20 protein-coding genes are annotated in these 25,053 nt (G+C 42.9%); 9 read left to right on the forward strand and 11 right to left on the reverse strand.

Annotated elements, in window-relative coordinates; translation table 11 throughout:
• The first annotated feature begins 73 nt into the window (after positions 1-73).
• The 3 genes from ON05_RS17620 (at position 74) to ON05_RS17630 (ending at position 2,137) form a co-directional block, all read left to right on the forward strand.
• On the forward strand, positions 74-364 hold the full coding sequence (locus tag ON05_RS17620) for a hypothetical protein (protein ID WP_010468766.1): 291 nt from the start codon (positions 74-76) through the stop codon (positions 362-364).
• Positions 365-470: 106 nt separating this feature from the next.
• The gene (locus tag ON05_RS17625; protein ID WP_010468764.1) at positions 471-977 is read left to right on the forward strand and encodes a DUF1499 domain-containing protein; all 507 of its coding nucleotides are present in this window, start codon (positions 471-473) and stop codon (positions 975-977) included.
• A gap of 2 nt (positions 978-979) precedes the next feature.
• The gene (locus ON05_RS17630; protein WP_010468762.1) at positions 980-2,137 is read left to right on the forward strand and encodes an esterase-like activity of phytase family protein; all 1,158 of its coding nucleotides are present in this window, start codon (positions 980-982) and stop codon (positions 2,135-2,137) included.
• Positions 2,138-2,140: 3 nt separating this feature from the next.
• Here ON05_RS17630 and lepB (ON05_RS17635) read toward each other — a convergent pair whose 3' ends face one another.
• Entirely contained in the window at positions 2,141-2,815 is a 675-nt protein-coding gene (gene lepB, locus ON05_RS17635; protein WP_010468760.1) for a signal peptidase I, read from the reverse strand.
• Between the two features lie 121 nt (positions 2,816-2,936).
• On the reverse strand, positions 2,937-3,545 hold the full coding sequence (gene lepB / locus ON05_RS17640; protein ID WP_010468758.1) for a signal peptidase I: 609 nt from the start codon (positions 3,543-3,545) through the stop codon (positions 2,937-2,939).
• Positions 3,546-3,801: 256 nt separating this feature from the next.
• Here lepB (ON05_RS17640) and ilvD point away from each other — a divergent pair, with 256 nt between their 5' ends.
• Positions 3,802-5,487, forward strand: coding sequence for a dihydroxy-acid dehydratase (ilvD, locus tag ON05_RS17645; RefSeq protein WP_010468756.1), 1,686 nt, complete (start codon positions 3,802-3,804; stop codon positions 5,485-5,487).
• A 205-nt stretch (positions 5,488-5,692) separates the two neighbouring features.
• Here ilvD and ON05_RS17650 read toward each other — a convergent pair whose 3' ends face one another.
• From ON05_RS17650 to ON05_RS17670, 5 genes are all read right to left on the reverse strand, one after another.
• A complete protein-coding gene (locus tag ON05_RS17650) occupies positions 5,693-6,112 on the reverse strand; it encodes a hypothetical protein (protein WP_010468755.1) in 420 nt (139 codons plus the stop codon).
• Positions 6,113-6,147: 35 nt separating this feature from the next.
• Entirely contained in the window at positions 6,148-7,800 is a 1,653-nt protein-coding gene (locus ON05_RS17655; RefSeq protein WP_010468752.1) for a hypothetical protein, read from the reverse strand.
• Between the two features lie 22 nt (positions 7,801-7,822).
• Positions 7,823-8,425, reverse strand: a complete 603-nt coding sequence (locus ON05_RS17660) for a hypothetical protein (protein ID WP_029314963.1) — start codon at positions 8,423-8,425, stop codon at positions 7,823-7,825.
• A gap of 489 nt (positions 8,426-8,914) precedes the next feature.
• Positions 8,915-9,634, reverse strand: a complete 720-nt coding sequence (locus ON05_RS17665; RefSeq protein ID WP_010468750.1) for a M23 family metallopeptidase — start codon at positions 9,632-9,634, stop codon at positions 8,915-8,917.
• 49 nt (positions 9,635-9,683) lie between these two features.
• Entirely contained in the window at positions 9,684-10,400 is a 717-nt protein-coding gene (locus ON05_RS17670) for a glycoside hydrolase family 104 protein (protein WP_010468749.1), read from the reverse strand.
• Positions 10,401-10,924: 524 nt separating this feature from the next.
• Here ON05_RS17670 and ON05_RS17675 point away from each other — a divergent pair.
• Positions 10,925-12,424, forward strand: coding sequence for an NB-ARC domain-containing protein (locus ON05_RS17675; RefSeq protein WP_010468747.1), 1,500 nt, complete (start codon positions 10,925-10,927; stop codon positions 12,422-12,424).
• On the opposite strand, the gene ON05_RS17680 is transcribed toward ON05_RS17675, so the two are convergent.
• Positions 12,410-12,823, reverse strand: a complete 414-nt coding sequence (locus ON05_RS17680; RefSeq protein WP_010468745.1) for a thioesterase family protein — start codon at positions 12,821-12,823, stop codon at positions 12,410-12,412. The genes ON05_RS17675 and ON05_RS17680 overlap by 15 nt on opposite strands.
• A gap of 95 nt (positions 12,824-12,918) precedes the next feature.
• Positions 12,919-13,788 (reverse strand): lysylphosphatidylglycerol synthase domain-containing protein, encoded by an 870-nt coding sequence (locus ON05_RS17685; RefSeq protein WP_010468742.1) that lies wholly within the window; start codon positions 13,786-13,788, stop codon positions 12,919-12,921.
• 221 nt (positions 13,789-14,009) lie between these two features.
• On the opposite strand from ON05_RS17685, the gene ON05_RS17690 reads away from it, so the two are divergent.
• Both ON05_RS17690 and ON05_RS17695 read left to right on the forward strand, forming a co-directional pair.
• Positions 14,010-14,435, forward strand: a complete 426-nt coding sequence (locus ON05_RS17690) for a VOC family protein (protein WP_010468740.1) — start codon at positions 14,010-14,012, stop codon at positions 14,433-14,435.
• 122 nt (positions 14,436-14,557) lie between these two features.
• Positions 14,558-15,394 (forward strand): prohibitin family protein, encoded by an 837-nt coding sequence (locus ON05_RS17695; RefSeq protein ID WP_010468738.1) that lies wholly within the window; start codon positions 14,558-14,560, stop codon positions 15,392-15,394.
• Positions 15,395-15,451: 57 nt separating this feature from the next.
• Here the strand turns inward: ON05_RS17695 and ON05_RS17700 are convergent, their stop codons facing one another.
• A complete protein-coding gene (locus ON05_RS17700) occupies positions 15,452-17,431 on the reverse strand; it encodes an EF-hand domain-containing protein (protein ID WP_010468736.1) in 1,980 nt (659 codons plus the stop codon).
• Between the two features lie 416 nt (positions 17,432-17,847).
• Here ON05_RS17700 and ON05_RS17705 point away from each other — a divergent pair, with 416 nt between their 5' ends.
• Both ON05_RS17705 and ON05_RS17710 read left to right on the forward strand, forming a co-directional pair.
• Positions 17,848-21,594, forward strand: a complete 3,747-nt coding sequence (locus ON05_RS17705; RefSeq protein WP_010468734.1) for an NB-ARC domain-containing protein — start codon at positions 17,848-17,850, stop codon at positions 21,592-21,594.
• A 608-nt stretch (positions 21,595-22,202) separates the two neighbouring features.
• Complete coding sequence (locus ON05_RS17710; protein WP_010468733.1) at positions 22,203-23,384, forward strand: VWD domain-containing protein; 1,182 nt, start codon at positions 22,203-22,205, stop codon at positions 23,382-23,384.
• A 172-nt stretch (positions 23,385-23,556) separates the two neighbouring features.
• Here ON05_RS17710 and ON05_RS17715 read toward each other — a convergent pair whose 3' ends face one another.
• Entirely contained in the window at positions 23,557-25,038 is a 1,482-nt protein-coding gene (locus ON05_RS17715; protein ID WP_010468730.1) for a hypothetical protein, read from the reverse strand.
• Between the last annotated feature and the right edge of the window lie 15 nt (positions 25,039-25,053).

A 25,053-nucleotide genomic window follows, 5' to 3' on the forward strand; every position in this document is an offset into this window, starting at 1 on the left:
TAGTGAAGGAGGCTATGATGATTGTGGTGGGTTTCCTCGCCATGTAAAGATTTTGTGGTGAGGATTTTAAGGTATGAAGTGGGTTCGCGCTATTGGCGGTATTGCCGTAGCTGTGGGGCTGGTTGTGGGTTGGAAGTTTTATAACCGGTTCAATACGGCGGCAAATGTCAGACAAATATTTCTAGCAGCCTGTGCTGAAGAGAGTCAATGCACAGGTGCAGTTGAACAGCATTTCCAGTCTTGTTTTGATGCTAACTATCATTGGGGAGGGCGTCGCCAAGCGGGTCATTTAAATGGGAATAAATTTACAGATTGTCTAAGGGAGAAGGCTGGCGCACCGGTCCTCCCAGATCCATCAAAATAAATGGATCCGTCCTACCCTGTTTTCTTGTGGCTGTCTACAATGCTTATGGGCGGTCTTAAAGGACGGGCTCATCCCTTTTCAAGTTTTGAGGAACATCCTAGAAAATATGCTGCATCGATTGACTGCCTTAGCTTGGGCAAGCTTGGTCTCTATTGTCCTTCTCATGAGTCCTTCGGCTTCTGCCGCCACCTTAGGGGCATTGCCTGGAGCTGCGAGCTTGTTTGCCGGTAACGCCCCTGAGTTGGGTGTGCAGGAAGGTCAGCTCTCCCCCTGTCCTGATTCGCCGAATTGTGTGGTCAGCCAAAACGCAGATGCAGATCATGGGATCGCACCCCTGTCTTACAGCAGTGATCGCGACACTGCCCGAGCAACGCTGTTAAAAGTATTAACCGTTGTGCCTCGCACCCGAGTGGTGGAGCAGACCAACGATTACATCCGTTTTGAATCCAGTAGTCGATTGTTGGGTTTTGTCGATGATGGTGAATTTTATTTTCCCGCCGAAGACAATATTATCCAGATGCGTTCCGCCTCCCGTGTTGGAGAGTCCGATCTCAGCGTTAATCGCCGACGGATGGAGCAAATTCGCCTCGCGCTCCAGGACTTAGGTGTGTAGACGTGACCAAATTACTGCGGTATTGCTTGCCGCTGTTGTGCTGTGTACTGTTACTGACGGGCTGTGATCTGCCCCAAGTGACAGCAGAGGCCCGCATCTTTCTCAATCTATCTATGGATTATTTGGGAGGATATCAGCTCTATGAAACGGAGTTTGACGGGACGCGTTTCGGTGGGATTTCTGCGATTACCTATGATCGGAATCGCGATCGCTTCTATGCCTTGTCCGATGATCGGGCGCAACCTCGCTTTTACACCTTGAATCTGAAATTGGATCAAGAGAAACCCAATCGCCCCCAGATTAAAACCCTGGAAATTGAAAATGTCACTTTCTTCCAAAACGAAGAAGCACAGCCTTATAAGACCGATCGAATTGATCCAGAAGGCATCGCCCTGACCCCTCAAGACAAGTTGTGGGTGAGCAGTGAAGGCGTCTCCCGTTTACAGAGTCCCCCTGCTCTAATCGAATTTGATCTGAAAGGTCAGTGGCAACAACAGCTCACCTTGCCCAAGCAATTTTTGCCGATTCCTGCCACTGACGAGAATCCTAACCCACCGCCCCACGGCATTGACGATAATCGCGGTTTTGAAGCGTTGACTCTGAATCCAGAAGGCGATCGCATCTTCGTAGCCATCGAAGCCCCCTTACAGCAAGATTACCCAGATGCCGAGGTGGAAGGAGAAACCCAGCATTACAACCGCTTTCTTCACTATTGGATTGGCGAACCTCAGCCCCAATTGTTAGCCAACTACCTTTATCCTCTCAAGTCAGCCGATCTACTCAAAGGGCTAAACGGCCTGACCGAACTGTTGACCGTGGACAGTGCCGGACATTTCCTCAGCCTTGAGCGGTCCTACAGTCCATTTACAGGGTTCAGTGCTGAAATCTTTCAAATGACGACGGCCCTTGCCCGAGATACCTCCAAAATTGATCCCTTACCCAGCGACCTCACCGGTATTACACCCATTCAAAAACAGCCCCTGCTGGATCTGAAGCAGCTCAAAATTCCCGGCAGCAATTTGGAAGGCATGATGTGGGGACCTCAGTTAGCCGATGGCAGCCAGTCTCTAGTCCTGGTCAGCGACAACAACTTTGAGCCGAATGAACCGACTCAGTTCTTGCTATTTCGTCTCCGCCAAGATAGTCAGCTGGTGTCTTAATTTCTATTCGCCGATGGTCACTTCCGCGGGTGGTAAAGTGCCAATGCGATCAAAGGGGAGAAAACGAAAGACCGCTCGTCCTACTAGATCGGCATGGGCAACTAATCCCCAACAGCGGCCATCATAGCTATTGCCTCGGTTATCGCCTAACACAAGGTAATGCTTGTCTGGAATCGTTTGAGGCTTTTCTAAAAAGATAGGAACGGGCGGTTCAATGGGCTGGCTATCGACATCTGAAGTGACATAATTGTTACGACAGTGGTCTTCGCTAGGTCCAACCGTGACGCCTTCAGCGGTGTAATTTTCTTTAGTGGGCTGATTGTTGACCCAAACCACCCCATTTTTGATTTCAACTTGATCACCAGGGACGCCCACGACCCGTTTAATAAACGCTTCTTTAAAATTGGCTCGCTTTAAGGATTCGGTGGGATTGAACACCACTACATCACCCCGTTCAGGATCCCGAAAACGATAGGTGACTTTATCAATGATCAAACGATCATGAATTTGCAAAGTGGGTTCCATCGACCCAGATGGAATAAAGCGGGCTTCTGCGACAAAAGTGCGAATTCCAAATGCCAAAAGTAGACTTAACCCGACCGTCTTGGCTGCTTCCACCCACCAAGATTCTTCTGGTTGTTCCGTTGGTTTCAGATCAGGGGGTTGGGATTGCGTCATAAAGATAGGTACAGGCCTTGAAGGATTAGGGATGGGTTACGTCTTACAAATCAGTTTTCCCAGTAAGTTGATTTATAACACAATCCTGTCTGGTCAGCGTTTGTGCTTGATCACAGCCGTCCTACTCTAAATTTCCGATTCGGTGAACCGGCCAATAGCGAAAGACTGCTCGACCCAATAAATCTGAACGAGATACTAATCCCCAACAGCGGCCATCGTAGCTGTTGAGACGATTATCACCCAGAACGAGATAGTGGTCTGCAGGTACCACTTGGGGCAAAGCCAGGAAGGATTGAGATAGAGAGGGTGGACAGACTTGAACAGATGTTTTGGCCTTGTGAGCCACATATTGTTCTCGAATCTTGACCTGATTGCGATAGACAGCGCCATCTTTAAGCTCTAATTGATCTCCCGGGATGCCAATCACGCGTTTAATAATCGTGTCCATGGAGAGTGGAGCACCCTGTCGATCGGTATCCTGTCGTAAAGCCTGGGGTGGACGGAAAACAATAATATCTCCCCGTTGAGGGGCATTAAATTGGTAAGTGACTTTATCGATAATCAAGCGATCGTGAATTTGCAGCGTTGGCTCCATGGACCCTGAAGGGATAAAGCGAGCCTCGGCGACAAAAGACCGAATACCAAAGGCCAACAACAAGCTGAGTCCCATCGCTTTGGCCGCTTCCCGCCATCCCACTTTTGTAGAGAATAAAAATGACTTTTTCGGCATAGCTGGAAGAAAAGTGAGTCTTGGCTGTATTGGGGGTTAGCGCTTGCCCTATCGTTCCCAAGGAGGAATGAGAATAGATAAGTCAGCACCCGTTGAGAAAAGCGCCAGTGAGTTGCTGTTCAGATTCCCACTCGGTCATCGATTCTGGGACAATAGACAGTTGAGTAAGGCCATTGGTTCCAAACTGAGTTCTGCCACTCACGGGTCGTAATCCTAGCCTTCTCTTGCTTTTGCGTCGTGAATAGAAAGAAGTCGTATGTCTGACAATCGAAATAGCCAAGTCGTCACTCAAGGGGTGCAACGAGCCCCCAACCGGGCCATGCTAAGGGCTGTGGGGTTTGGAGATGATGATTTCGCCAAGCCGATTGTCGGGTTAGCCAATGGTTTCAGTACGATTACCCCTTGCAATATGGGCATCGACTCTCTGGCTACACGGGCAGAGGCCAGTATCAGAACGGCTGGAGCCATGCCCCAAAAGTTTGGCACCATCACCATTAGTGATGGAATTTCCATGGGCACGGAAGGGATGAAATATTCCTTGGTCTCCCGGGAAGTGATTGCAGATTCCATTGAGACGGTCTGTATGGGCCAAAGCATGGATGGAGTACTCGCCATTGGCGGCTGTGATAAAAATATGCCAGGGGCTATGCTTGCCATGGCTCGGATGAATATTCCAGCCATCTTTGTTTACGGCGGAACCATTAAACCCGGCCATCTGAATGGTCAAGATCTCACTGTTGTCAGTGCCTTTGAAGCTGTTGGCCAGCATAGTGCCGGGCGGATTAGTGAAGCCGAGTTAACGGCGGTGGAGAAACATGCTTGTCCGGGGGCTGGATCCTGTGGCGGTATGTATACGGCCAACACCATGTCCTCAGCGTTTGAGGCGATGGGCATGAGCTTGATGTATTCTTCCACCATGGCAGCGGAAGATGAAGAAAAAGCTGTCAGTGCAGAACAGTCTGCTGCTGTTTTAGTAGAAGCGATCCGCCAGCAAATTCTGCCCCGCGATATCTTAACCCGCAAAGCCTTTGAAAATGCTATTTCTGTGATTATGGCGGTCGGCGGATCCACCAATGCCGTTCTCCACCTGTTGGCTATTTCCCGTGCCGCTGGAGATCCCCTTACCCTAGATGACTTTGAAACCATCCGGGCCAAAGTTCCAGTGATTTGCGATCTCAAACCGTCGGGGCGCTATGTCGCCACAGATCTCCATAAAGCCGGTGGAATCCCATTGGTGATGAAAATGCTGTTAGAGCATGGTCTTCTCCATGGTGATGCTCTGACCATTACGGGTAAAACCATTGCTGAACAGTTGGCGGATGTGCCATCAAAGCCTTCCCCCGATCAGGATGTGATTCGGCCTTGGGACAATCCCATGTATAAACAAGGCCACCTCGCGATTCTCCGGGGTAACCTGGCTACGGAAGGAGCGGTTGCCAAAATCACGGGCATTAAAAATCCCCAAATTACGGGTCCAGCTCGGGTGTTTGAATCGGAAGAAGCTTGCTTGGCAGCGATTTTGGCAGGCAAAATTCAGCCTAATGATGTGATTGTGGTTCGCTATGAAGGGCCGAAAGGTGGACCTGGAATGCGAGAAATGTTAGCGCCCACGTCTGCGATTATTGGGGCAGGTTTGGGTGACTCGGTGGGATTGATTACGGATGGTCGCTTTTCCGGGGGGACTTACGGTATGGTTGTCGGGCATGTAGCCCCGGAAGCTGCTGTGGGTGGCACGATTGCTCTAGTGCAGGAAGGCGATCAGATCACGATTGATGCCCATGCTCGGAAGTTGGAGGTGCATGTGCCTGACCAGGAGTTAGAAGGGCGAAGGGCGAAGTGGCAGCGACCTCAGCCTCGATATACCAAAGGGGTGTTGGCGAAATATGCCAAATTAGTCTCTTCTAGTAGTGTTGGTGCCGTAACCGATCTGAATTTAGTATGACTCTAAATGTACTATCGATGCTGTAAATAGAAGAACTCTAATCAATTAAGTCTTCTCAAAAATTCTGAATTTTCAGCTATCTTTGCTAATCAATAAGATTAGCGATTGGTAATGGCTAAAAAGAACTACAAGGTCAAAGCCCTTTTTCTACAAGGGTTTCTAATCGATAGTCACGAAGAATCCTCTAACGCTTATGAAAGAAGGGCTATGGAGTAATAGATTCTGATAAGAGACCAGTGCCAGGTTGTAAAGCATTCCCTGGCACTGGATTAGGCGATAGAGAATGTGGTGCTTTCGCTTCAGCCTTTTTTAGATTTTTCACTTCTAAAAGATATGTCAGAATCGCATTCCAAAATCCTGAACCTCCACTAGCTAACAGTCCAAGCACAACAAAAGACAAATTATCTATATCTACTGGCAAAGTATCTTTTGAAAGGAAGGCTGTAAGTACACCAGAAAAAACTGCAAGTATTTGAAGAAGTGATCTTCGAATTCCTTCTTTCTTAGGAGTACTTTTTTCTTCATTAAGCCAAGGTAAAATACCTTTGATAATTTCAACGAGGCGTTCTGACGCAATGCTCAGTGCCAATATGAAACCAATAACTTCAACAATCCTATCAATCATAAAACATACTCACAAAAGAGTTAATAACTTTTTAGTCAAAAATCAAGTAGCAAAAAGCTTGTGTTTGCACAAATAGTAACCTCTGCATCTTCTGAAATAGGAAATGGACCATCAGTCTCTGGAGCACTACCCATTTGGTACTTATAAATGCCTCGAGGTACGAATCGATATCCTGTATCTGTGTTAAAAAATAATTGTGCTTTATTTTTATTGTCAATATCTTGACGTGAACAATCTTTTTCCATTATCAAAGAAATAGGATTAATAGAAGAATTGTTCCATTTTATAAATGCAAGATTTGATGAAATTTCATCACTCACTTTTCCCCAGTCACCACCAGTCTCATTATTATCAACTATCAAAGACTTAATTTGTTTTTTCCCGCCAATAAGTTGTGATAAATCTAAAGAAATTAAGCCAGCAGGATCAATAGAAGTACTCTCATTTTGTTCAGAGATTCTAGCACCAGCTGAAAAGGTTAATACAGAGTATTGAAGGCTAGGACCAATATAGAGAGGAGTTGTACCTATTGTACCTACACCAAATATGACACCTCCTTTTGCTCGACCGATGTCAAACACTTCTAAGTTGACACCTGAAATAGGTTCTACAAATCCATCCCCAATTAAGCCGCCAGTTATGATACTTGCTTCTGTATTGCTTCCGAATAAATTACTACTGTCTGTTGGATTGAAACCCCCCAAAAAAGATATAGCTGTTTCTAATTCACTAGGTGCTGTACTATCTAAAAGGGATTGCACATTTGGTGGTAAATCAATAGAAAATTGTGGTGGCAAGAATGTTAGGTTTGGCTGTAGTATGCCGACGGTACCTTCTCCAGGAGTAAACTGCATATTGACTGTTATTGTTTTTTCTTTGGTATCACCTGCGTTAGGGTAAGTCAGTTTTAATGGTTTAGCAATTGCTTTAGCTGAGAATCGATAGTAGGATGTATCTTTTGAAATTTTGTATTTGTAAACTTTGATTTTCCATTCAATACCCTCTGATATATATTTGGGGAAATCTCCTTGTGCTCCTTCAGCCTCAATGGCATAAGTAATTCCACTACTAGCTAATAAAGCAGTTAATTGTAGATGATCTCTCAGTAAACTAAAATATTGTGGTGTTGGTATTGATGTAAGTGCTAGATTAAATCCCTTACCTTGTTCATCCACCCAGAAACCTTGAAATTTTTTTAATTCTTTACTCCATATTTCAAGAAATTTAATTTGAGATGAATCGTTAATATTTTCAGTTGGATTCAGTCTTTGGCTCTCTGATGCTTCAACTGAGTGAAAGTTACTCAGATTTGATAAGTCGATCATCAGGGCTTCTTGTAGCTCATTCTTACATTCCTTAGATAAAGAGTTTATCCATTTTTCGGAAACACTGAGATCTGTATTTTTAATTGAACAGGTAATGACCTTTCCATTTGTTGGGAAAGGCGTTTTTGAAATATTAGGTGGTGGTAGTAGTTCCCACTCCAGTTGAATAGTTGCTTGTTTTGCATTCTTGACATAGTTAACAATTCCGTTTTTAATCGATGCAGTAATAGCGCTTGGAGCATTGCTAATATCAAATCCAGAAGTAGAATTATCTGACGAATCAGCACTACCTTCTTGTGAAAATGCAGCAGATCCTGTAAACATGCTGATGCATACTGTTAATGCAATAAGCTTATATTTCATTTTATAAATACTTCCTATTGAGTTAACCAATTAGATGTGATGGAAAAACCATTGCATCACAAGTACCATCTAGTAGATTTTGTGTAGCAATAAGCATTCCTAATAAAGTACTTGAAGAATCTATAAAAACTCTTCCGCCGTGTAATGAAGGAAGAATATGGCGGCTAAAATTTATTTGGTAGTGCTGTACGCGACTACTAAAACTGGGATAGGGGAGAGTAAGAATATTACTTGACACAACGGTACCAGGAACACTCCCTACTGTTCCCTGAAATGTAACTGGGCTACCTACAGAGATGGGTGGTGCAGAATCTACTTTGGTATCGGGTATTGCACCTAGAGTTACTCCATCTGCAGGCTCAATTTTTACAAATGGTTTTATATTAAATGGATCTGCAGGGGGAAAGTCATAACTCTGGATTGTTCCAACATTTCCGCCAACAGGAGTCCTAATGGCAAAACCGTTGAGTGTACCTGGCGAGGTTGGCGGTCTAAAACTTGGACTACCATCCAGTTGTATCAAGACAAGATCTAGTGGAGCAATAATAACTCCATCTTGTCTGCCATACATTTCAAAAACAGGTGATTGAAGAATAGTAGGTGAATCTACTCGAAAAACTTGCATAATTTATCTCACTAATATTTTTTTCAGAAACTACAAAACCGAAACTAGCGCTAATTCTAATTATCAAAACATCCTTAAACCTTATAGAAATAAGCAGAGAATATTTAAATCTTATTAATTAAATTACAGTTATAATAATCCTGCATGATTTAAAAGAGAGAGTATCAAGCTATATAAAACCTCTATTTTATTCTGATTTTACTGATGGAATCAGATTGCTATATTACTGAAAAATATAATAAAAATCTGAAAGATTTACTAATCAAAAAGTATACGGTAGTGAACTGCAGATTTTACTCTTTTACAGGTTTAGGAACATACAATATTTTGCTTTCAAGAAATCTGCGATTATCTGTCAGCTTTAAAAGCACGATTCTAAACTTATTTGTGCTTGTTTTTTTATTTAGTTAATATTCAAAGAATGCTTACCACGCTCAAATTAACTGCAGCAATCGTTTTATATTATCTAGTGAAAGTATTTTTTTGAATTTAGTTCAATAAACTAAACTCTATACCTCTAGCAGGAAAAGCAACCTTATCACGGGGGTTAATAAAACTACCATTTTGTAAAATCTCAAAGTGAAGATGCGGTCCTGTCACTCCACCTGTTTGACCTACACGACCGATCAAATCACCTTGATTGACAGTGTCACCAACGTTAACGAAAAAATTTTCCATATGCGCATAAGCACTTGAGAATATATTGTTATGCTGAATTTCAATAAAGTTTCCATAACCTGAAACGAATCCAGCTATGCTAACAGTTCCTCCTGATGCAGCAAAAATTGGCTTTCGATTATTTCCACCAATATCGATTCCCGCATGTAGCCTATTGAGACCAGTCAGCGGATGTATTCTATATCCGAACTCACTTGTAACAACACCTTGTTCTACTGGACGAATAAAAAAATTATCTTGACCAGGCCCAGCAGAAAAGCTTGGTGGAGGAGCATCAAGTAGTTTTTGTGCAAAGGTTGGACCAATAAGTTGAGTTTGCATATTATCTAAGAACACAGCATTACAAAATTTATTTAGAGCTATTTCCGTTCTTGGTCCATACAAGCCATCTAATATAAAAGTATATGCTCCAATATCTTTTAATTTAGACTGAATATTTTCTAACAGAATAGTCTTCCCTTCTCGAAATGTTTCTAAACTAATGACAGCTTGTTTATCAATTATCTGCTGAAGTGTTTCTATTGTTGCCATAATAAATTCCTCAAAAGCTTATAATTTGAATCTTAAGTCTTGAAATCAGCTAGATCTGTAGTGTTCCTCCAGCTTGAACAAAAGCATTTTTCACTTGTTGTAATGTTTTTATAGGCTGACCATATTGGCCAGGAGGAAGTGAAGCCCACTCAAAACTCACACCATTATCAGTAGCAGGATCATACAGTGCTTTCTCAATATTACCTGCATCCACTTCATCTAAAGAACCTCTATTTTTTATTAAAAATAATGCAGCCCTTTCCTGGCTAGAAGGTGAGAAATCAGGAAGGTTGAGTGAGAGTTGGCAAAAATCCCATGTGGTTGATAAAAATTGGTAACGCCCTGCAGCATCTGAGCATAAATTGCCCGAACAACGGATACGCCGCGGATGGTCAGAAAAATTTGTAAAACGGTCAAAGGTAAAGATTATGTCATATCCAGTTCGAGCACTATTCAAGTTTTGATCAGTACCTTCTGCAAACGCAACCATATCTAAAAATGCTTGACGCTGATCTGATAGATTTGATTCTGTAGGAATACCAAAAACTGTGACGTGATCTTTGAAGGCAAACCAATTAAAGAAACCTAATTTTGGAGATTTTAGTTCAAACTCCCAATGATTATTGGATGCATTACGAATCCAATTTACTCCAATACTGTTGCTTAAAGATAATGAAAATTTCTGTGAATTGGGAAGTTCAGTACTATTAACTGGTAGTCGCTTGATAACGGTAGGGACTTTAGCTCTTACACTTATTTCTGACATATATAATACCTTAATAATGTGCTAAAAATATAGGCATGGAAATAATAATAGAATATGAATCTTCAAAAAATATTTATTTTGACTCAAACACTAGAGTAATTTTTATGTGATTATTACTTATATATTGAGTCTCATGCTGGAGCTTCAGTAAAAGCGATAAATCAAGACATTCATATAGAACAAACTAGTTAATCAATAAAGCTATTTAATTAAATTATTTAAGAATTTAGCTTAATTAATAGATTACAGCTCATCACGGGGAATCAATAGTATAAAAAAGTGTCAAAAAGTGACTAATTTAATATGAAGAACTATTTAGAGTTTTTGCTTTGAGCAAGGCATTCAAGGATTGCGAGTTGAGCTTTCTACTGTGAGCTTGGAATATCAATAGCCTCTATAGAGCTATCGAAAAACCGTTAAGTTTGCATAAATATCACATCAAGAACTGACAGTTAGTACATAAGGATGTGATCTAAGTTACATCTAGTTTTGTTGGAATACCCTATTCGGTGTGGACAATTACGATGACTATTGAGGATGCCTTAGCCCTAATTGATACAGCTCTTGATCCCTCTTGCTTCAAAAATCTCCATCAAGATATCTTTCGCTTATCCTGGCAGGGCAAATCCTATCAAGAAATAGCCGAAACCTGTGGCTATGATACTGATTATGTCCGCCATGTCGGCTATCAACTTTGGCAAAACCTCTCTCAAGCTTTGGCACAAAAAGTGACTAAAAGGAACTTGCAAGTTGTGTTCCGTCGCTTAGAACAACAAAGCCGAATCGCAAGTAATGAAGTAGAAGAGATTGCTAGTCTTATTCTCACGCCTCAACATGCCAAAAGCAATATCAACCCTTACCCCAATAAAGTTGAACTCATCTCAGATCAAACCACCTACCCACTCCTATGGCCTGATTCACCCAACCATCTCTATACCAAACATAGTCAGCATTTTGTCGGTCGCCAACAGGAACAGCAAACTCTGTGTCAGTGGCTAACTCGCACAGGACAAGACCAAACACTTCCTGTTCAACTCATTAGTCTTCTAGGCATGGCAGGAATTGGCAAAACCTCCCTAGTTCAACAAGTGATTCATCAGATACAAGGCCACTTTCAAAAGGTGATTTGGTGCTCCCTTCGTAATGCTTCAACCTTTACTGAAACCTTTGCCAACATAGTCAATACGGATGACCAAGAAGCCCTACAATGGCCTACTTATATTGATGCCCAAATTGAAATTCTGATGCGCTATTTCTGTCAGCATCGGTGCTTATTGGTGTTAGATAACTTTGAAACCATCTTGCAACCAGGGCAATTGGGAGGACGCTATCAATCGAATTATCAAGCCTACGGTCAACTCCTCAGGCATCTGATGGATTCCCCTCACCAAAGTTGTGTTCTACTCACCAGTAGAGAACAACCCATTGGCATTAACTTGCGCAATCAACCCACCGTTCAAACCCTGTATTTAAAAGGACTTTCATCCTCGGAAACCCACCTCTTCTTGAACCATCAGGAGGTAAAGACAACCCAAACCGGCGCTGAAACCTTATACGCCTACTATGGTGGCAACCCCTATGCACTTAAAGTCGCAGCAACCAATGTGACATCTTTATTTCACCGCCAAGTTGCTGAATGGATCAAACAAGGCAACTTTGTATTTGGAACCATTCAGCAACTCTTAAAACAGCAGCTCCAAAGACTAGCACCTCCCGAGCAGCAGATTGTTAACTTTATTGCTGCAGAAACAGGCAACGTCACCCTGGATCAACTTCATGCAGCATTAGTCCTCAAAGATCTCGTTTCAACTACCGATCTTTTACCTGCATTGCAATCTCTTCAGAGTCGTTCTTTACTCTGCAACCAGGAAGATGGTCTACAACTATTGCCGTATCTCCGTGAATATTTGCGTTGTTACCAGACCCTGATTGGTGCAAAACATAGAGCCAGTACACCCGCAGTATTGACGAGTTTTCAGCCTGCAGCACTTCTCTCTACTTCTCTGCCCTTAGCTCATGGCTAGACTCCACCGCTGAATCCAAGTCACCAATTCTTTAGGTAGGGGCTGGCGTTGCCGATTAATAGGATTAATACACACATGCCGAATCGTCGCTTTGGCGATTAGCCGTTCCCCTTTATTCACCGCCGTAATGTTGTAGCGAACTTCAAATTCATCCTCAGCGAGTTGGTGAGTACTCAGTTGAAGGGTTAGCTGATCGCCACAAAAACTGGGCTTGAGAAAATCTATATCGGCATGGATGATTGGTGTTGCTGTATCTGGGTTGCTAAAGAATGTACGAATATCAATCCCCGCCCCCATCAGTGAATCTTCAAAAGCTTCATGGCAGATATCAAGCGCGCTGGTGAAATAGACTACCCCCGCAGCATCAGTATCTTGGAGACGAACGGTACGTGTGTACATGGGCCACTGTATAAAACTGAATATTAAGAGGATAGACACAGATGGTCCCCTCTTGATCAGTGCATATTTTCTGGCAGAGAAAGAGAATTTAGATATTAGCCTTCTTTCAGCAAATAGGCGCACCCTGCACCCATCATCTCAGCCCCAACATTGATAAACCGATAAATGGCGACTGCTGCTAACAACAGCCCAGGAGACAAGTATGGATGCAAGATATCAATAGCGGATGCTTCAAATACGCCCATACCTGCTGGTGTAGGAATGACTAAGCTCAGTAGCCAAGCCATGCTAAAACCACTCATCAATGGACTGAGAGCTGACCAATTAATCGGTGTAAAAGCCAAGACAATTAGGATAAAAATTAGCCCTCGTAAAACCATAAAAAAGATTGCTCCTAGTAGGACTCGCAGCGGGTAGTATTGCATCTTGACACTACTCACTTGCTTGCCCTTGAGCTTACGAACCTGTTGCCACAAAAAATTGAGAACTCGGGGATGAAGAATCAGCAAAATCACTCCCAGTAATGCGCCGAGCCAAAGACCATAGGACGTATTCCATAACGCCAATCCGATGGCAGCAGCAATGACGAAGAGTGGCTCCAGTAAAACACTTAAAGTCGCTAACTCTAGCCCTAAGCCTTTTTTCTGAGCAGCTTTGACCTGACCATATAAATGCCACACACTACCTGGAATATATTTAGCGAGGGTATGTCGTAAGAATGTGATGATGGCCCATCGTTTAGGGAGTGGATGTTTAAAGGCGGCTAAAATCCAGCACCATAATATACCTAACCAGAGTTGTGCGAAGAGTGCGATCGCAAATGCAGCACCCCCATATAACCAGGCCTGTTGCTGTAGTTCCAGGGCTTTGACATCCTGCCAATGACTGAGCAACGTCTTGATCAGGAAAATAAGGGTTGCCCCCAATATTCCCCAGCGAACAAAAAAATTGAAGTACCGATGCATGAACCTAATTCCTAACTGCCCCCGGCTCTGCCCTTAAAGTACCCAGGTCAACCACAGGTCCATAATGCAGATAAAAGACTTAACCCTTGGAATGTGCCTATCATGCGCGATCTGTCTCAGATGATGTTGTATGGTGGGTCACATGAGCATTTCAAGGAAAAGGTTGCACTCCACTGAAGTTTTAGCAGCAGCCCTAATCGAACTATTCGCCTGCGGACATCATGAGAGATATCGGACTAACCCATATTGCCCTCCCGGTGGCAGACATTCATCGCAGTATTGAGTTTTATGCCACCTATGCTCAGATGCAGGTTGTTCACAAACGTCTCGATGGGGCATCCGGTATCCCTGTCGTGTGGTTATCGGATGGCATCCGACCTTTTGTGATCGTGTTGATTCAAAAAGAAGTGGTACAACCCGTGTTAACCCCATTAGCCCACTTAGGAGTTGGGTGTCCCAGCCGGGAAGCATTGGATCGCCTCTGTGATCAAGCGAAACAACAGGGAATTCTGTTAGATGGGCCTCAAGATTCTGGCTATCCCGTTGGTTATTGGGCCTTTCTACGAGATCCAGATGGTCACACCTTAGAGTTATCCTATGGCCAAGAAGTGGGCCTGACTGTTGAGCAAGCTATCCAACAAGACTAGACATCTCTCACCCCATCATTTGACGAGCACAATCCACATCAGCCTTGGGCAGTCGCCACCATCCCTCAGCAAGATCGGTATACTGATAAACGGTTGAACAAGCATTAGGGCAAAACTTCAATATGCAGGATAGTCGCAGTAATAGTTTGATCACAGTTTTCAGTGTTGCCTTAATTGTATTAGTGGTCGTCTTCAGTAGTTTTTTTGTGATTAACCCTGGTCAAGCAGGTGTCGTCAGCATCTTAGGAAAAGCCAGAGATACTCCATTCTTAGAAGGCATTCACCTCAAGCCTCCTGTGATTTCGGCTGTCGATGTCTATGACCTCACAGTGCAAAAGTTTGAAGTCCCCGCCCAGAGTTCGACCAAAGATCTTCAAGATCTCAATGCTCGATTTGCCATTAACTTCCGACTTGACCCGATGCAAGTCGTAGAAATTCGCCGTACCCAAGGGACCTTAGCGAACATTGTCTCCAAAATTATTGCCCCTCAAACGCAAGAATCCTTTAAAATCGCAGCTGCAAGAAGGACAGTCGAAGAAGCCATTACCCAACGGGCAGAACTCAAGCAGGATTTTGATGATGTCTTAGAGAACCGTTTAGAGAAATACGGCATCCTTGTCTTGGATACCAGCGTGATTGACTTAGAATTTTCGCCTGAGTTTGCTAAATCTGTAGAAGATAAACAAGTCGCAGAACAACGGTCTAAACGCGCTGTTTTTGTTGCCCAAGAAGCTGAGCAACAAGCCCAAGCAGATATTAATCGTGCTAAAGGAAAGGCGGAAGCCCAAAGATTATTGGCAGAAACCCTCAAAGCCCAAGGCGGCAACTTAGTATTGCAAAAAGAAGCCATCTCGGCATGGCGCGAAGGGGGATCTCAAATGCCGGAAGTACTAGTCACCAGCGGTTCTGAACAAGCGAATGCTCCATTCCTGTTCAATTTCAATGACTTGCCGAAATAAGCGACTTTGATCGGTCGGTAGCTACCAGTATTCTGAAATATTAGCCCAAGCGCCATCCTAGAAATTCTCTTTTCGGTAAGAAAATTGATGTTGATAGCATAGGCGTCTTAACGTGCTAGATAACCCTCTAGGACCACAATAGTAAACGTCGACGGGCTCTGTTGGATATTGCTTCTTTAATTGGGTAAAAATCGTATTCCAATCGGGCCGACCAGCCTGAATTTGGTTCTTTAAACCTGTAATTAAATCAACCTGATGCTCTTGATGGAGTAGGTCAAAGGCAGCATATGTAGTTAAAAACTGCAGATTACTCCCTTTGGGGGCACCGGTTAAATACAAATTAAGATCAAATAAATCAAAACTATCTTCTGCTTCTAGTCGTTGGAACATCTCCAATAACCATTCAAATGAGTCTTGACTGCGATTAAACCAATAGAAATGGACTTTCTGAAGCTGAAGGAGAGTTGACTCGGCTTGACGCTGATGCAAAATACTTTGTAGTAATGAGGCATAGGGGGTTACGCCAATGCCTCCAGCAATTAAAACGGCATATGTGGATTGATAGATATGGCTGCTGGGGCTGTGATAAGGGCCATCTAAATACACTGGAATTTTGGGCAAAGCAGTCTGACCATTCCGTTTTTCTGTGAAGTCTCGAAATTGACTATAGAGAGTGCCCGTCCAGCTCCCTAGTGCTCGTATATGTAAAGACAAAGTGTCCTCTCGTTCAGGGGGACTGCTAATCGTAAAAGGATGCCATTCATAGGTGGCAATATGGGGACATCGTAAATAGAGATAGTCAGATGCTTTGAACGTGAAGTCGTGGGGACGAGCAATTTCTAATGCTAGGACATTACTGGGTAAAACTTGGGCATTGACGATATGGGTTTGTTGCGTGCTACGACGATATCGAACAACTTGCTCAATTAGAAAAGCGCCAATGGATACAGCTGCCCACTTATAAAAATGAGGACCATGTAAAAGCATGAGTCCGATCCAAGGGATATACGCTAAATGCATGGTGAAAAAGAGATTAAAATTCCCCTGCTCTCGAATAAAAGGTAGGGCAGTAAACCACATTAACAACAGCAAGAGCATCAGCAATAAGCCGGTCCATCCTGAGCCGTAAAGTAAGAAAAGACGTACAGGATAATCAATTTGAAAAGCTGCTGTTTCTGCAAGGTGGTTATTCAGATGAGCCACGGTATGGACAAGGCCTAACCCAAAAATCACTTGGCCAACTAGTTTATGGAATGCAAGATGTTCATCAATGGGTAAATAGTCATTCAGCTTGGTTTTTCTCAGCCATGTCATCCAACGCCGCATGATGGGGACTAAAATCAATGCGCCATTAAAATTAAGGGCTAACCCACAGCCTCGAGCTATTCGATACCAAACAGTATGGAGCCTATACTGCGGTAAACGATAGGCGTAACAAAATAAAGCAATATTGATTCCAAAATACAGCGCTAGAAATAGAAGCTTAATCCAATTGTTTTGGACATAATGCCATCGCTGTAGCCAATATTCTGGCTGGCTCTGTTGATCTGATCTGTCAGACGTTGGCTGCAACCATTGCGCTGGACTGACAGATAATATGTCTTTCAATCGAGGAGATTGGCTTAGTAGATCTTTAAATTCTGATAAGGATATTTCTTCGTTTTGATTAGTATCTGCTTTCTCAAATAGAATATCTCTGACTTGCTGTAGTTGAGCAGTTGAGAGATCAAAGTTACCCTCTCTCAAGCTACTTCGAATAAATTTTGCGAGTTCTTGCTTATCAATACAGCCATCATCATTGCCATCATGGAGTTGAAAAGCAAATTCGAGCGGATTCTCTTGCGCTTGATGAATGCCGCTGTGAAACTCTTCAAAACTAATCCCTTTCGTTTGATCAGCATCAAAAATATGAAATAGACGTTTGCACAAATATTTGTTCGTCAACTCCAAAGCGATTTGGAATTCTTCAATCGTGAGTCTTAGATCATCGCCAGCATAGTCTTGGAATTTTTGTTCTAATTTTTTTAGGTTATTCATGGCTTGGCTACATGATAAAGAAGATTTTGGAGTCTCTAGCTATTGATTAAATCTAGAATTTTAAGATTGATTATTAAAGAAATAAAACGGGATAAATTCTTGAGATTTCATGTATAAAATACTATTTATTCTAAATGATATTTAAGCTATATTTAGCTAAAATTTAGAGGGATACTGAGATGTCACTCTTGGGTATGACTGTGACTTAGATTAGGCTAAAAATAAATAACTTGAACCTATATAATGCTCTATAAGGTTTGAAAATATAAAAATCTCAAAAAATATAAAGATAATGACGATAGTCTATATTTTTTGAGATTCTGTGTCTAGTAATACATAAAGTCGCTATACTAACGCTGAATAAGAAGAAAATTTTTATTTTCTAGATGTAAAAATATCTTCATATTTTGAATATCATGCTTGACCAATCGTCTAAACATACCTACAACCCTGCAATTAATGATGAAGTAGCTTGGATAGAAACAGTCTTATACCAAGGTAGTGAGAAAAGCTTAAATGATGTTCAAGTCTTGGTATTAGAACAATCTTGGCAAGGACTAACCTATCAACAAATTGCTGATGAATCGGGTTATGAACATGACTATATTAAGCAGATCGGGGCTCAGTTATGGTCACAGTTATCAGAAGTATTACAAACCAAAATCACAAAAAGCAATCTCAAGACGGTTCTTCAGCGTCATTACCACTTACAGACGCAAAGCCAAGTATCTAGTTGCACTATAGATTGGGGTACTGCTGCCGATATTCCCCACTTCTATGGTCGTGACTTAGAAGTATCGACTTTGAAGCAGTGGATTTTAGCGGATCATTGTCGTCTGATCACTGTCCTAGGCGGTGGTGGAATTGGTAAAAGTGCCCTGATCATCCACTTGGCACAATTACTCCATGATCAGTTTGATGTCTTGATTTGGAGATCACTGAAAACTGAACCCCCCTTTAGTGACTTACTAGTTGATATTCTGAGTCAGCTAGCTCGTTCACCCTCGGAACTCTTAAAAATTGATACCGATGCCTTACGGATTGAGCAGCTAATGCACTACCTGCAGAATCAGCGATGCTTAATGATTCTCGACAACTTGGATGCCCTCTTTGAATTGGGGGGAAGTTGTGGAGAATTCAACCCAGACCAACAATCGTATGCTCTTTGTTTGCAAGCATTAGGTAGTGTGTCTCATCAAAGCTGTGTTGTGGTGACGAGTCGTGAACAGCCACAATCTATTGATGAATTAGAAGGTATATCATCCCCAGTCCGTAGTTTAGTACTGGGTGGCCTTGATTTATCGTCTTGTCAGAAAATATTGGCTTTTAAGGGATTACTAGGTTCTGAAGAAGAAATCAGTAAGCTCAATGACTTTTATCGAGGTAATCCTTTAGCCCTAAAAATTATCTCTACGACCATCAAAGACTTATTTCATGGCAATATTTCATTCTTTTTGCGCGAGGGATACGGGGTTTATAAAGGCCTCCGATCACTCTTAGATGAACAGTTTGCCCGATTATCTGAGATTGAAAAAACGATTTTGTATTGGCTAACGATCAATAGTCAACCCGTATCGATTGATCAACTTTTAGATGATTTACTTCCTCGGCCCTACCATAAATCGATTCTAGAAGCCTTAGACTCTCTCCGAAAAAGATCATTGATTGAGACGACTACTATAAGTGAATTTAATACGTCATCTACCCATGAATTAGCCTACCAATCACTTGAGCAATCTTGTTCAGTAGAGTCTTCTTTAGTAGCAGATGAAGCCCATGATATATCGTATATTAGTTTAAATCTAGATCTGGATAGTCAGCATGTAATTGTTTGTGCATATACGCTTCAGCCAGTCTTAGCAGAATACTTAATTGAGCACTTTACTGATTCAATTTTGATAGAAATACTGTCTTTATCTGTTCAAGATTTTTTGAATCATCCTTTAATTAAAGCTCAGTCTTCAAATAATATTCGTGATATACAATCTCGCTTAATTGTAGGTCCGCTGGTGACGCAGCTTATTTCAGAATTAGGCTCTGAAGCAGAAGTTATTCGTCACTTGCATGTCTTATTGGAGCGCTTGTTTGAGCTGCCGAGCCATCAAGTGAAATATGCGGGCGGCAATGTGATGAATCTATTTAGATATCTCAAGGCTGATCTAATCGGCTATTCCTTTGCTAAGCTGCCTATTCGTCAGGCAATTCTACAAGATCTCACCTTACAAAATACTGATTTTTCCGAGGTTGAATTTAGTAAATGCTTATTTGCAAATACATTTGGTGGGATCCTCTGTATTGCTTTTAGTCAAGATGGTTCTTGCTTTGCGACCAGTGACACGAATGGTAATGTCATTGTTTGGTCCGTGGCTGAGATGAAACCGATTGTCCAGTGCAAAGGACATGATACATGGACATGGTCTGTTGCTTTTCACCCACATAAGCCGATGCTTGCAAGTTGTGGAGATGATCTAACTATCCGTCTTTGGGATACGAATAATGGTCATTGCTTAACCATTTATCATGGCGGACATACAAGTGTCATTCTAGATTTGGCTTTTAGTCCTGATGGTCAATATCTAGTGTCAACGAGTAATGATACACGGATTAAGATTTGGGATCTGGCGACTCATACATGTCATCAAACTGTCCACAACAATCAATGTGCTCAGTGCTTGGTGTATGCCTCAGATGGCAACAGTATCTACAGTGGTGGAGAAGATTGTTGTGTCCGCAAATGGGATGTTTTGAAAGGCGAGTTTATTCAGACCTTTGAAGGACATGCCCATTGGGTGATGGATGTTGCTGTTTCTCAAGATAGTCAGTATCTGGCTAGTGCCAGTCTCGATGGTACTGTGAAAGTTTGGGACACTTCGACGGGCCAGTGTTTGCAAACGTTACAAGGGCACCAAGCCTCAGTTGTTGGAGTTGCATTCAGCCCAGATGCTAAAACCGTCGTTTCCGGGAGTTATGACCAGACTGTAAGGCTTTGGGATTGGGAGTCGGGTCACTGCACTCAGATTTTGAAGGGACATACGAATCTTATTTGGTCTGTAGATTTTCATCCTTCTAGTCAACTGATAGCCAGCGGTGGTGAAGACTATACAACTCGGTTCTGGCACACCCGATCAGGTCATTCTGTCGCTACGCTGCAAGGATATAGCAATGCTATTTATGAAATCGCTCTTCATCCTGATAGCGCTGTGCTGGCAAGTGGTCATGAAGATCAATTGGTGCATCTGTGGGATGTCTCAACGGTGGAAGATGAGACGAATTCATCTCATGGGATTGAACCGTATCAGAGTCTTCGAGGACATCATGGACGAGTCATTACAGTGGGCTTTAGTCCTGATGGTGCAATCCTGGCGAGTGGTAGTTTCGATCGCACGATTAAGCTGTGGAACCCAACAACGTTTGAATGCATAATGACGCTTCAAGGCCACAAGAGTTGGGTGTGGCACATTGCATTTCATCCCAATAGTCAAATTTTAGCGAGTGCGAGTTATGACAAGACGATTCGCTTTTGGGATGTGGATACAGGGAAATGCTTAGAAATTCTAGAATGTGGTGATAAATCTCCTTATCGTTTAGCGTTTAGCCCGAACGGGCAGTGGCTGGTGAGCGGTGGTTACAAACAATGCCTAAAATTATGGGATGTGAGTTCATGTTCATGTGTGCACACCTGGTCCGTTCATGAAAATAGAATTTGGGCAGTGACCTTCAGTGACAACAACCGTTACTTTGCAAGTGCTGGTGAAGACCACAATATTGCAGTGTGGGATGTAGATAGCAAGCAGCAGATCCTAGTTCTGCAAGGTCATCGGAAATCGGTGCTCAGTCTGCAATTTAGTACAGATGATCGATACCTGTTTAGCAGTAGTGCCGACCATACGATTAAACAATGGGATTTAGCGACGGGACATTGTCTGCAAACATTTTCAGGACATGAACATTGGGTGAGTTCAATTGTGACCACGGCTGATCATCAGCTATTCAGTGGTAGTAGAGATGGAACGGTAAGGGTATGGGATTTGAATACTCAGCAGCTGTGGCGTAAGTTAGCGATTCCTCGCCCCTATGCAGGGATGAATATTACGGGGGTTCAGGGAATAACCGATGGTCAGCAAAAAGCGCTGATGGCACTTGGGGCTGTGGTCGACGATTGAAATGCAGTGTCAATATTTTTCCAACTGCTCATATCGTATGTGAGAGTAATTCAATCTGTGAATATTAGACCTCTTGCAATATTCGTTTCATGATGTACTACTTACGCAAAAAATGTCGTGATCTAACTCGAATTTTAAGTCCTCTACCATATCGTTAGTTTAATTATGCAAGAGGTCTATTGATAATAGTTAATCAATGCCAATAAAATCATTGATCATTCTAACTGAATTGATTGAGCTATTGATAGTACTTAAAGTCAAATCTTTGCCTTAAAAATTGATTAGCTTTTTGAGCTTGTATTGCTTGACAGTAGATGCTTTTACTTCAAATATTAAGGATAATTTTTTGGATCAATAATATGATTTTTTGGAAAATTAAAGAGAGATATGAGGGATTGTAATGCAATTTTACTCACCTTTTCTTACAAAAACTCACTGATTTTAAAAAAGTGCATACAGTATAGTGAAACCCGCAAATTGCCCAACGAAGACTGAAGAACAATAGCCTTCGTCTGAGCATGTTTGTTCATTGATATCGCATGTAGAGGAAGTGTGCATGTAATGGCGCACTACATTTTTATGACATCTAATGAACTGATGAGGGAAATATGACAGTTGGTAATTTTAATGAGGTTAACGGTACTAATGGAGTTGACAACCTAACAGGACAAGATCTCCAAATTCTTTATGGGCTGAATGGTGATGATAGTCTGACGGCAAACACTGGTGTTGCAGGTGCTGATCAGGTGGTTTGGGCTGTAGGTGGAGATGGTAATGACACTTATACGGTGAACAATAACACTACGCTCATTGTCCAAGAAGATGGGAATTCAGGGGCTGATTCAATTATTGCTCGAGGCATATCACTGAACGGTGCCAATACGGAAGCAGTCACGATTGAGGGAAGACACTTGCTTGTGCGAGACCTGGTGACTGACCAGCAAGTTCTTATCGTCGATGGTGAAGTTCAAGCGAACAGATTGGAATCATTTGAGTTAGCAGATGGGACCTTTACATTTCAGCAAGTCTTAGCCGCTGTTAATGCTGCTAGTATGGGAGACTTTACGTTTCAGGAACTAGCAGCGATGGGGGTGTTAGATTTTAATCGCATTGGCATTAATCCTAGTGATGTTGATGCTGCTCTTGCAGCTGTTGACAGTCGTCAAAATGATTTAGTGCAGGCCCATTCAATTGGTGATCCACACATCACGACTTTTGACGGGTTATATTATGACTTCCAAGCGGTTGGAGAATTTAAGCTGGTTGAGTCTTTGGATACGGGACTTGAAATTCAGGTTCGTCAAGATAATCCAGAAGGCTATGACCATGTGACTGTCAATACTGCACTAGCAACACAGCTAGGAGATCATCGAATTGAGTTGTATGCAGGTGAAACTCCTCAACTGGAAGTTGATGATGTTTTAGTTAATTTGGCACCTGGTGAGGTTCAGCTGGTTGGTCCTGGCCGTATTTCCTTAGATAGCTCAGAACATGAAAGTGGATCAACTATTCTGACTTACAGTATCAACTTCGGCAATGGAGAAAAAGTTGTTACTCATGTCTATGATTCCTTGGGAGGCTATCTAGACCCTTATGTCTCGCTGTATGACAATCAACAAACAGAAGGATTGTTAGGAAATTTCGACGGTATTGCAGATAACGATTTGCAATTAGCGAATGGTTCTGTGATTTCAAGACCAGATGATCCCCTGGATTTAAATGGTGCCTATGCTGAGACTTGGCAAATCGATAGTAATGATTTGCTGTTCAATGATGTTATGGTTGCCTAATCTTTTCTAACCGCCATCGTTTGTAGGCATAGTAAGGCAGTTTTTCAGGAGCTTTGCTATGCCTCTCTCATATTTAGAAGTTTTTGCTGTCGAATGCTGCTTGGGGTATCCAGCAGATAGTCCACGATCTTAGGGCTAGGTATTGAGGCGATATGGAGCGAGTCAGCATGATTTACGGTAACCATTGTGGATTTAAGCCAGAGCCAATGGAATAAGGCTGCTGATTATCGCTGTCTAAGGGCAAAATCCAGAGATTGCTGGTGGTCACTGCCCCCCCCTGATTGGTCTGAATTATCTCTGCATTGCTCGGACTAGCCTCAACTTTTTCAGGACTAGCTTCAATGGCTTGGTCAAATAGCAACGCTGAACCATCTGGAGCGAGGGCCATAGTGGTATCGCGCTGATTGGGTAAATTCAAAAGCCTCGTTTCTTTTTGAGTGGCTATATCAATCGTTGCCAGATAAGGGATTTCGACATACTCTTCGCCAGAGCCTACCTCGGTCAGCAAGCAGTAAAGCAACTTTTTTTGAGAGTCAAATGTGGCCCTCAGAATTGAGCCCGTGGTTTTAAGCAGTTCAGTTTGCTGGCCCTGATTCGTCACTAAAAACAAAGACTTCGTGAAATCAGGATTGAACTTGATCATTGTAGCGGCTGATCCGTCCCTCGCAAAGCTTAAAACCATCCCAAATTTGGGTAGAAACTCTAAGGGCTGATCATTTACACTGCTATCCAGGGGTAGGATCGCGAGTCCTTGGCCTTGGGCAATCACTAACGAGCGACTATCAGGGGCAATCAAGAAATCGCCTCCTTGTACATTTTCTAAGAGCTGGAGAGATTGGCCTTCGGGAATTTGCCAAAGGCTGACTTGCCCTAGGGCAGCACCGTCTTTGGGCGCTCGCTGGATCACAATTCGACTGCCGTCTAAGGCGAGGTCGAATTTGAGGATTTGATATTGCCGATTGTCCAAGACCTGTTCAATTTCGCCAGCCGGTTTTTGAGGACCGCTATCGAGATCAGGCGGATTGGCCTGTAACCCTGTCGTGACGGTGTAGAGTTCGGGATTAAACTCTCCTGCAGATGCAATACTTTTGGCGGTGGCGGCGAATAAAATGCGGTCGCCATAGGGATACGGCTTAAATTCGGTGACGACTAGGTCGGCCGGTGTCAGAATCGTTTTTTGGTCTTGGGTTAAATTCCGGAGAATTAACCGCCCAGATTCTTCCCCATTGACCCCGATGTAGACATAGGCGCGATCGCGGCTCCGAAACGTCCCCGAAAACGGTTGCATCATCTTGGGCCGAGCAGTAGGACTCCGGCGAGCTTCCTTCACTTGGCTCAGCTGAACTTTGAAGTCCGTTCCGTAGGGGATGGGCTCCGTTAACGTATAGGCCAGTCGTCGGCCTGACCAGCTCAACTTCCCCAACAACTCAGGGGTTAAGGTCAGATTTTCTTCCACCTTGGGCCAATCCATCGTCCGATTAAACGACAAGATAAAGGCCGTATCCTCAATCCCCACCTGTTTCTCTAGCCAATTAAAGTCTCGAACAAGCGGCATTGTATGGTCACCCCCCATGATGATAAAGCTGATCAGAAGCGTAAGAACGACCATCATGGAAATGGCAGCACGATCGAGGGGGTAAGGCCGATGCTTCATAAGGTGGAAATCAGA

It is taken from the genome of Acaryochloris sp. CCMEE 5410, assembly GCF_000238775.2.
Taxonomy (GTDB): Bacteria; Cyanobacteriota; Cyanobacteriia; order Thermosynechococcales; family Thermosynechococcaceae; genus Acaryochloris.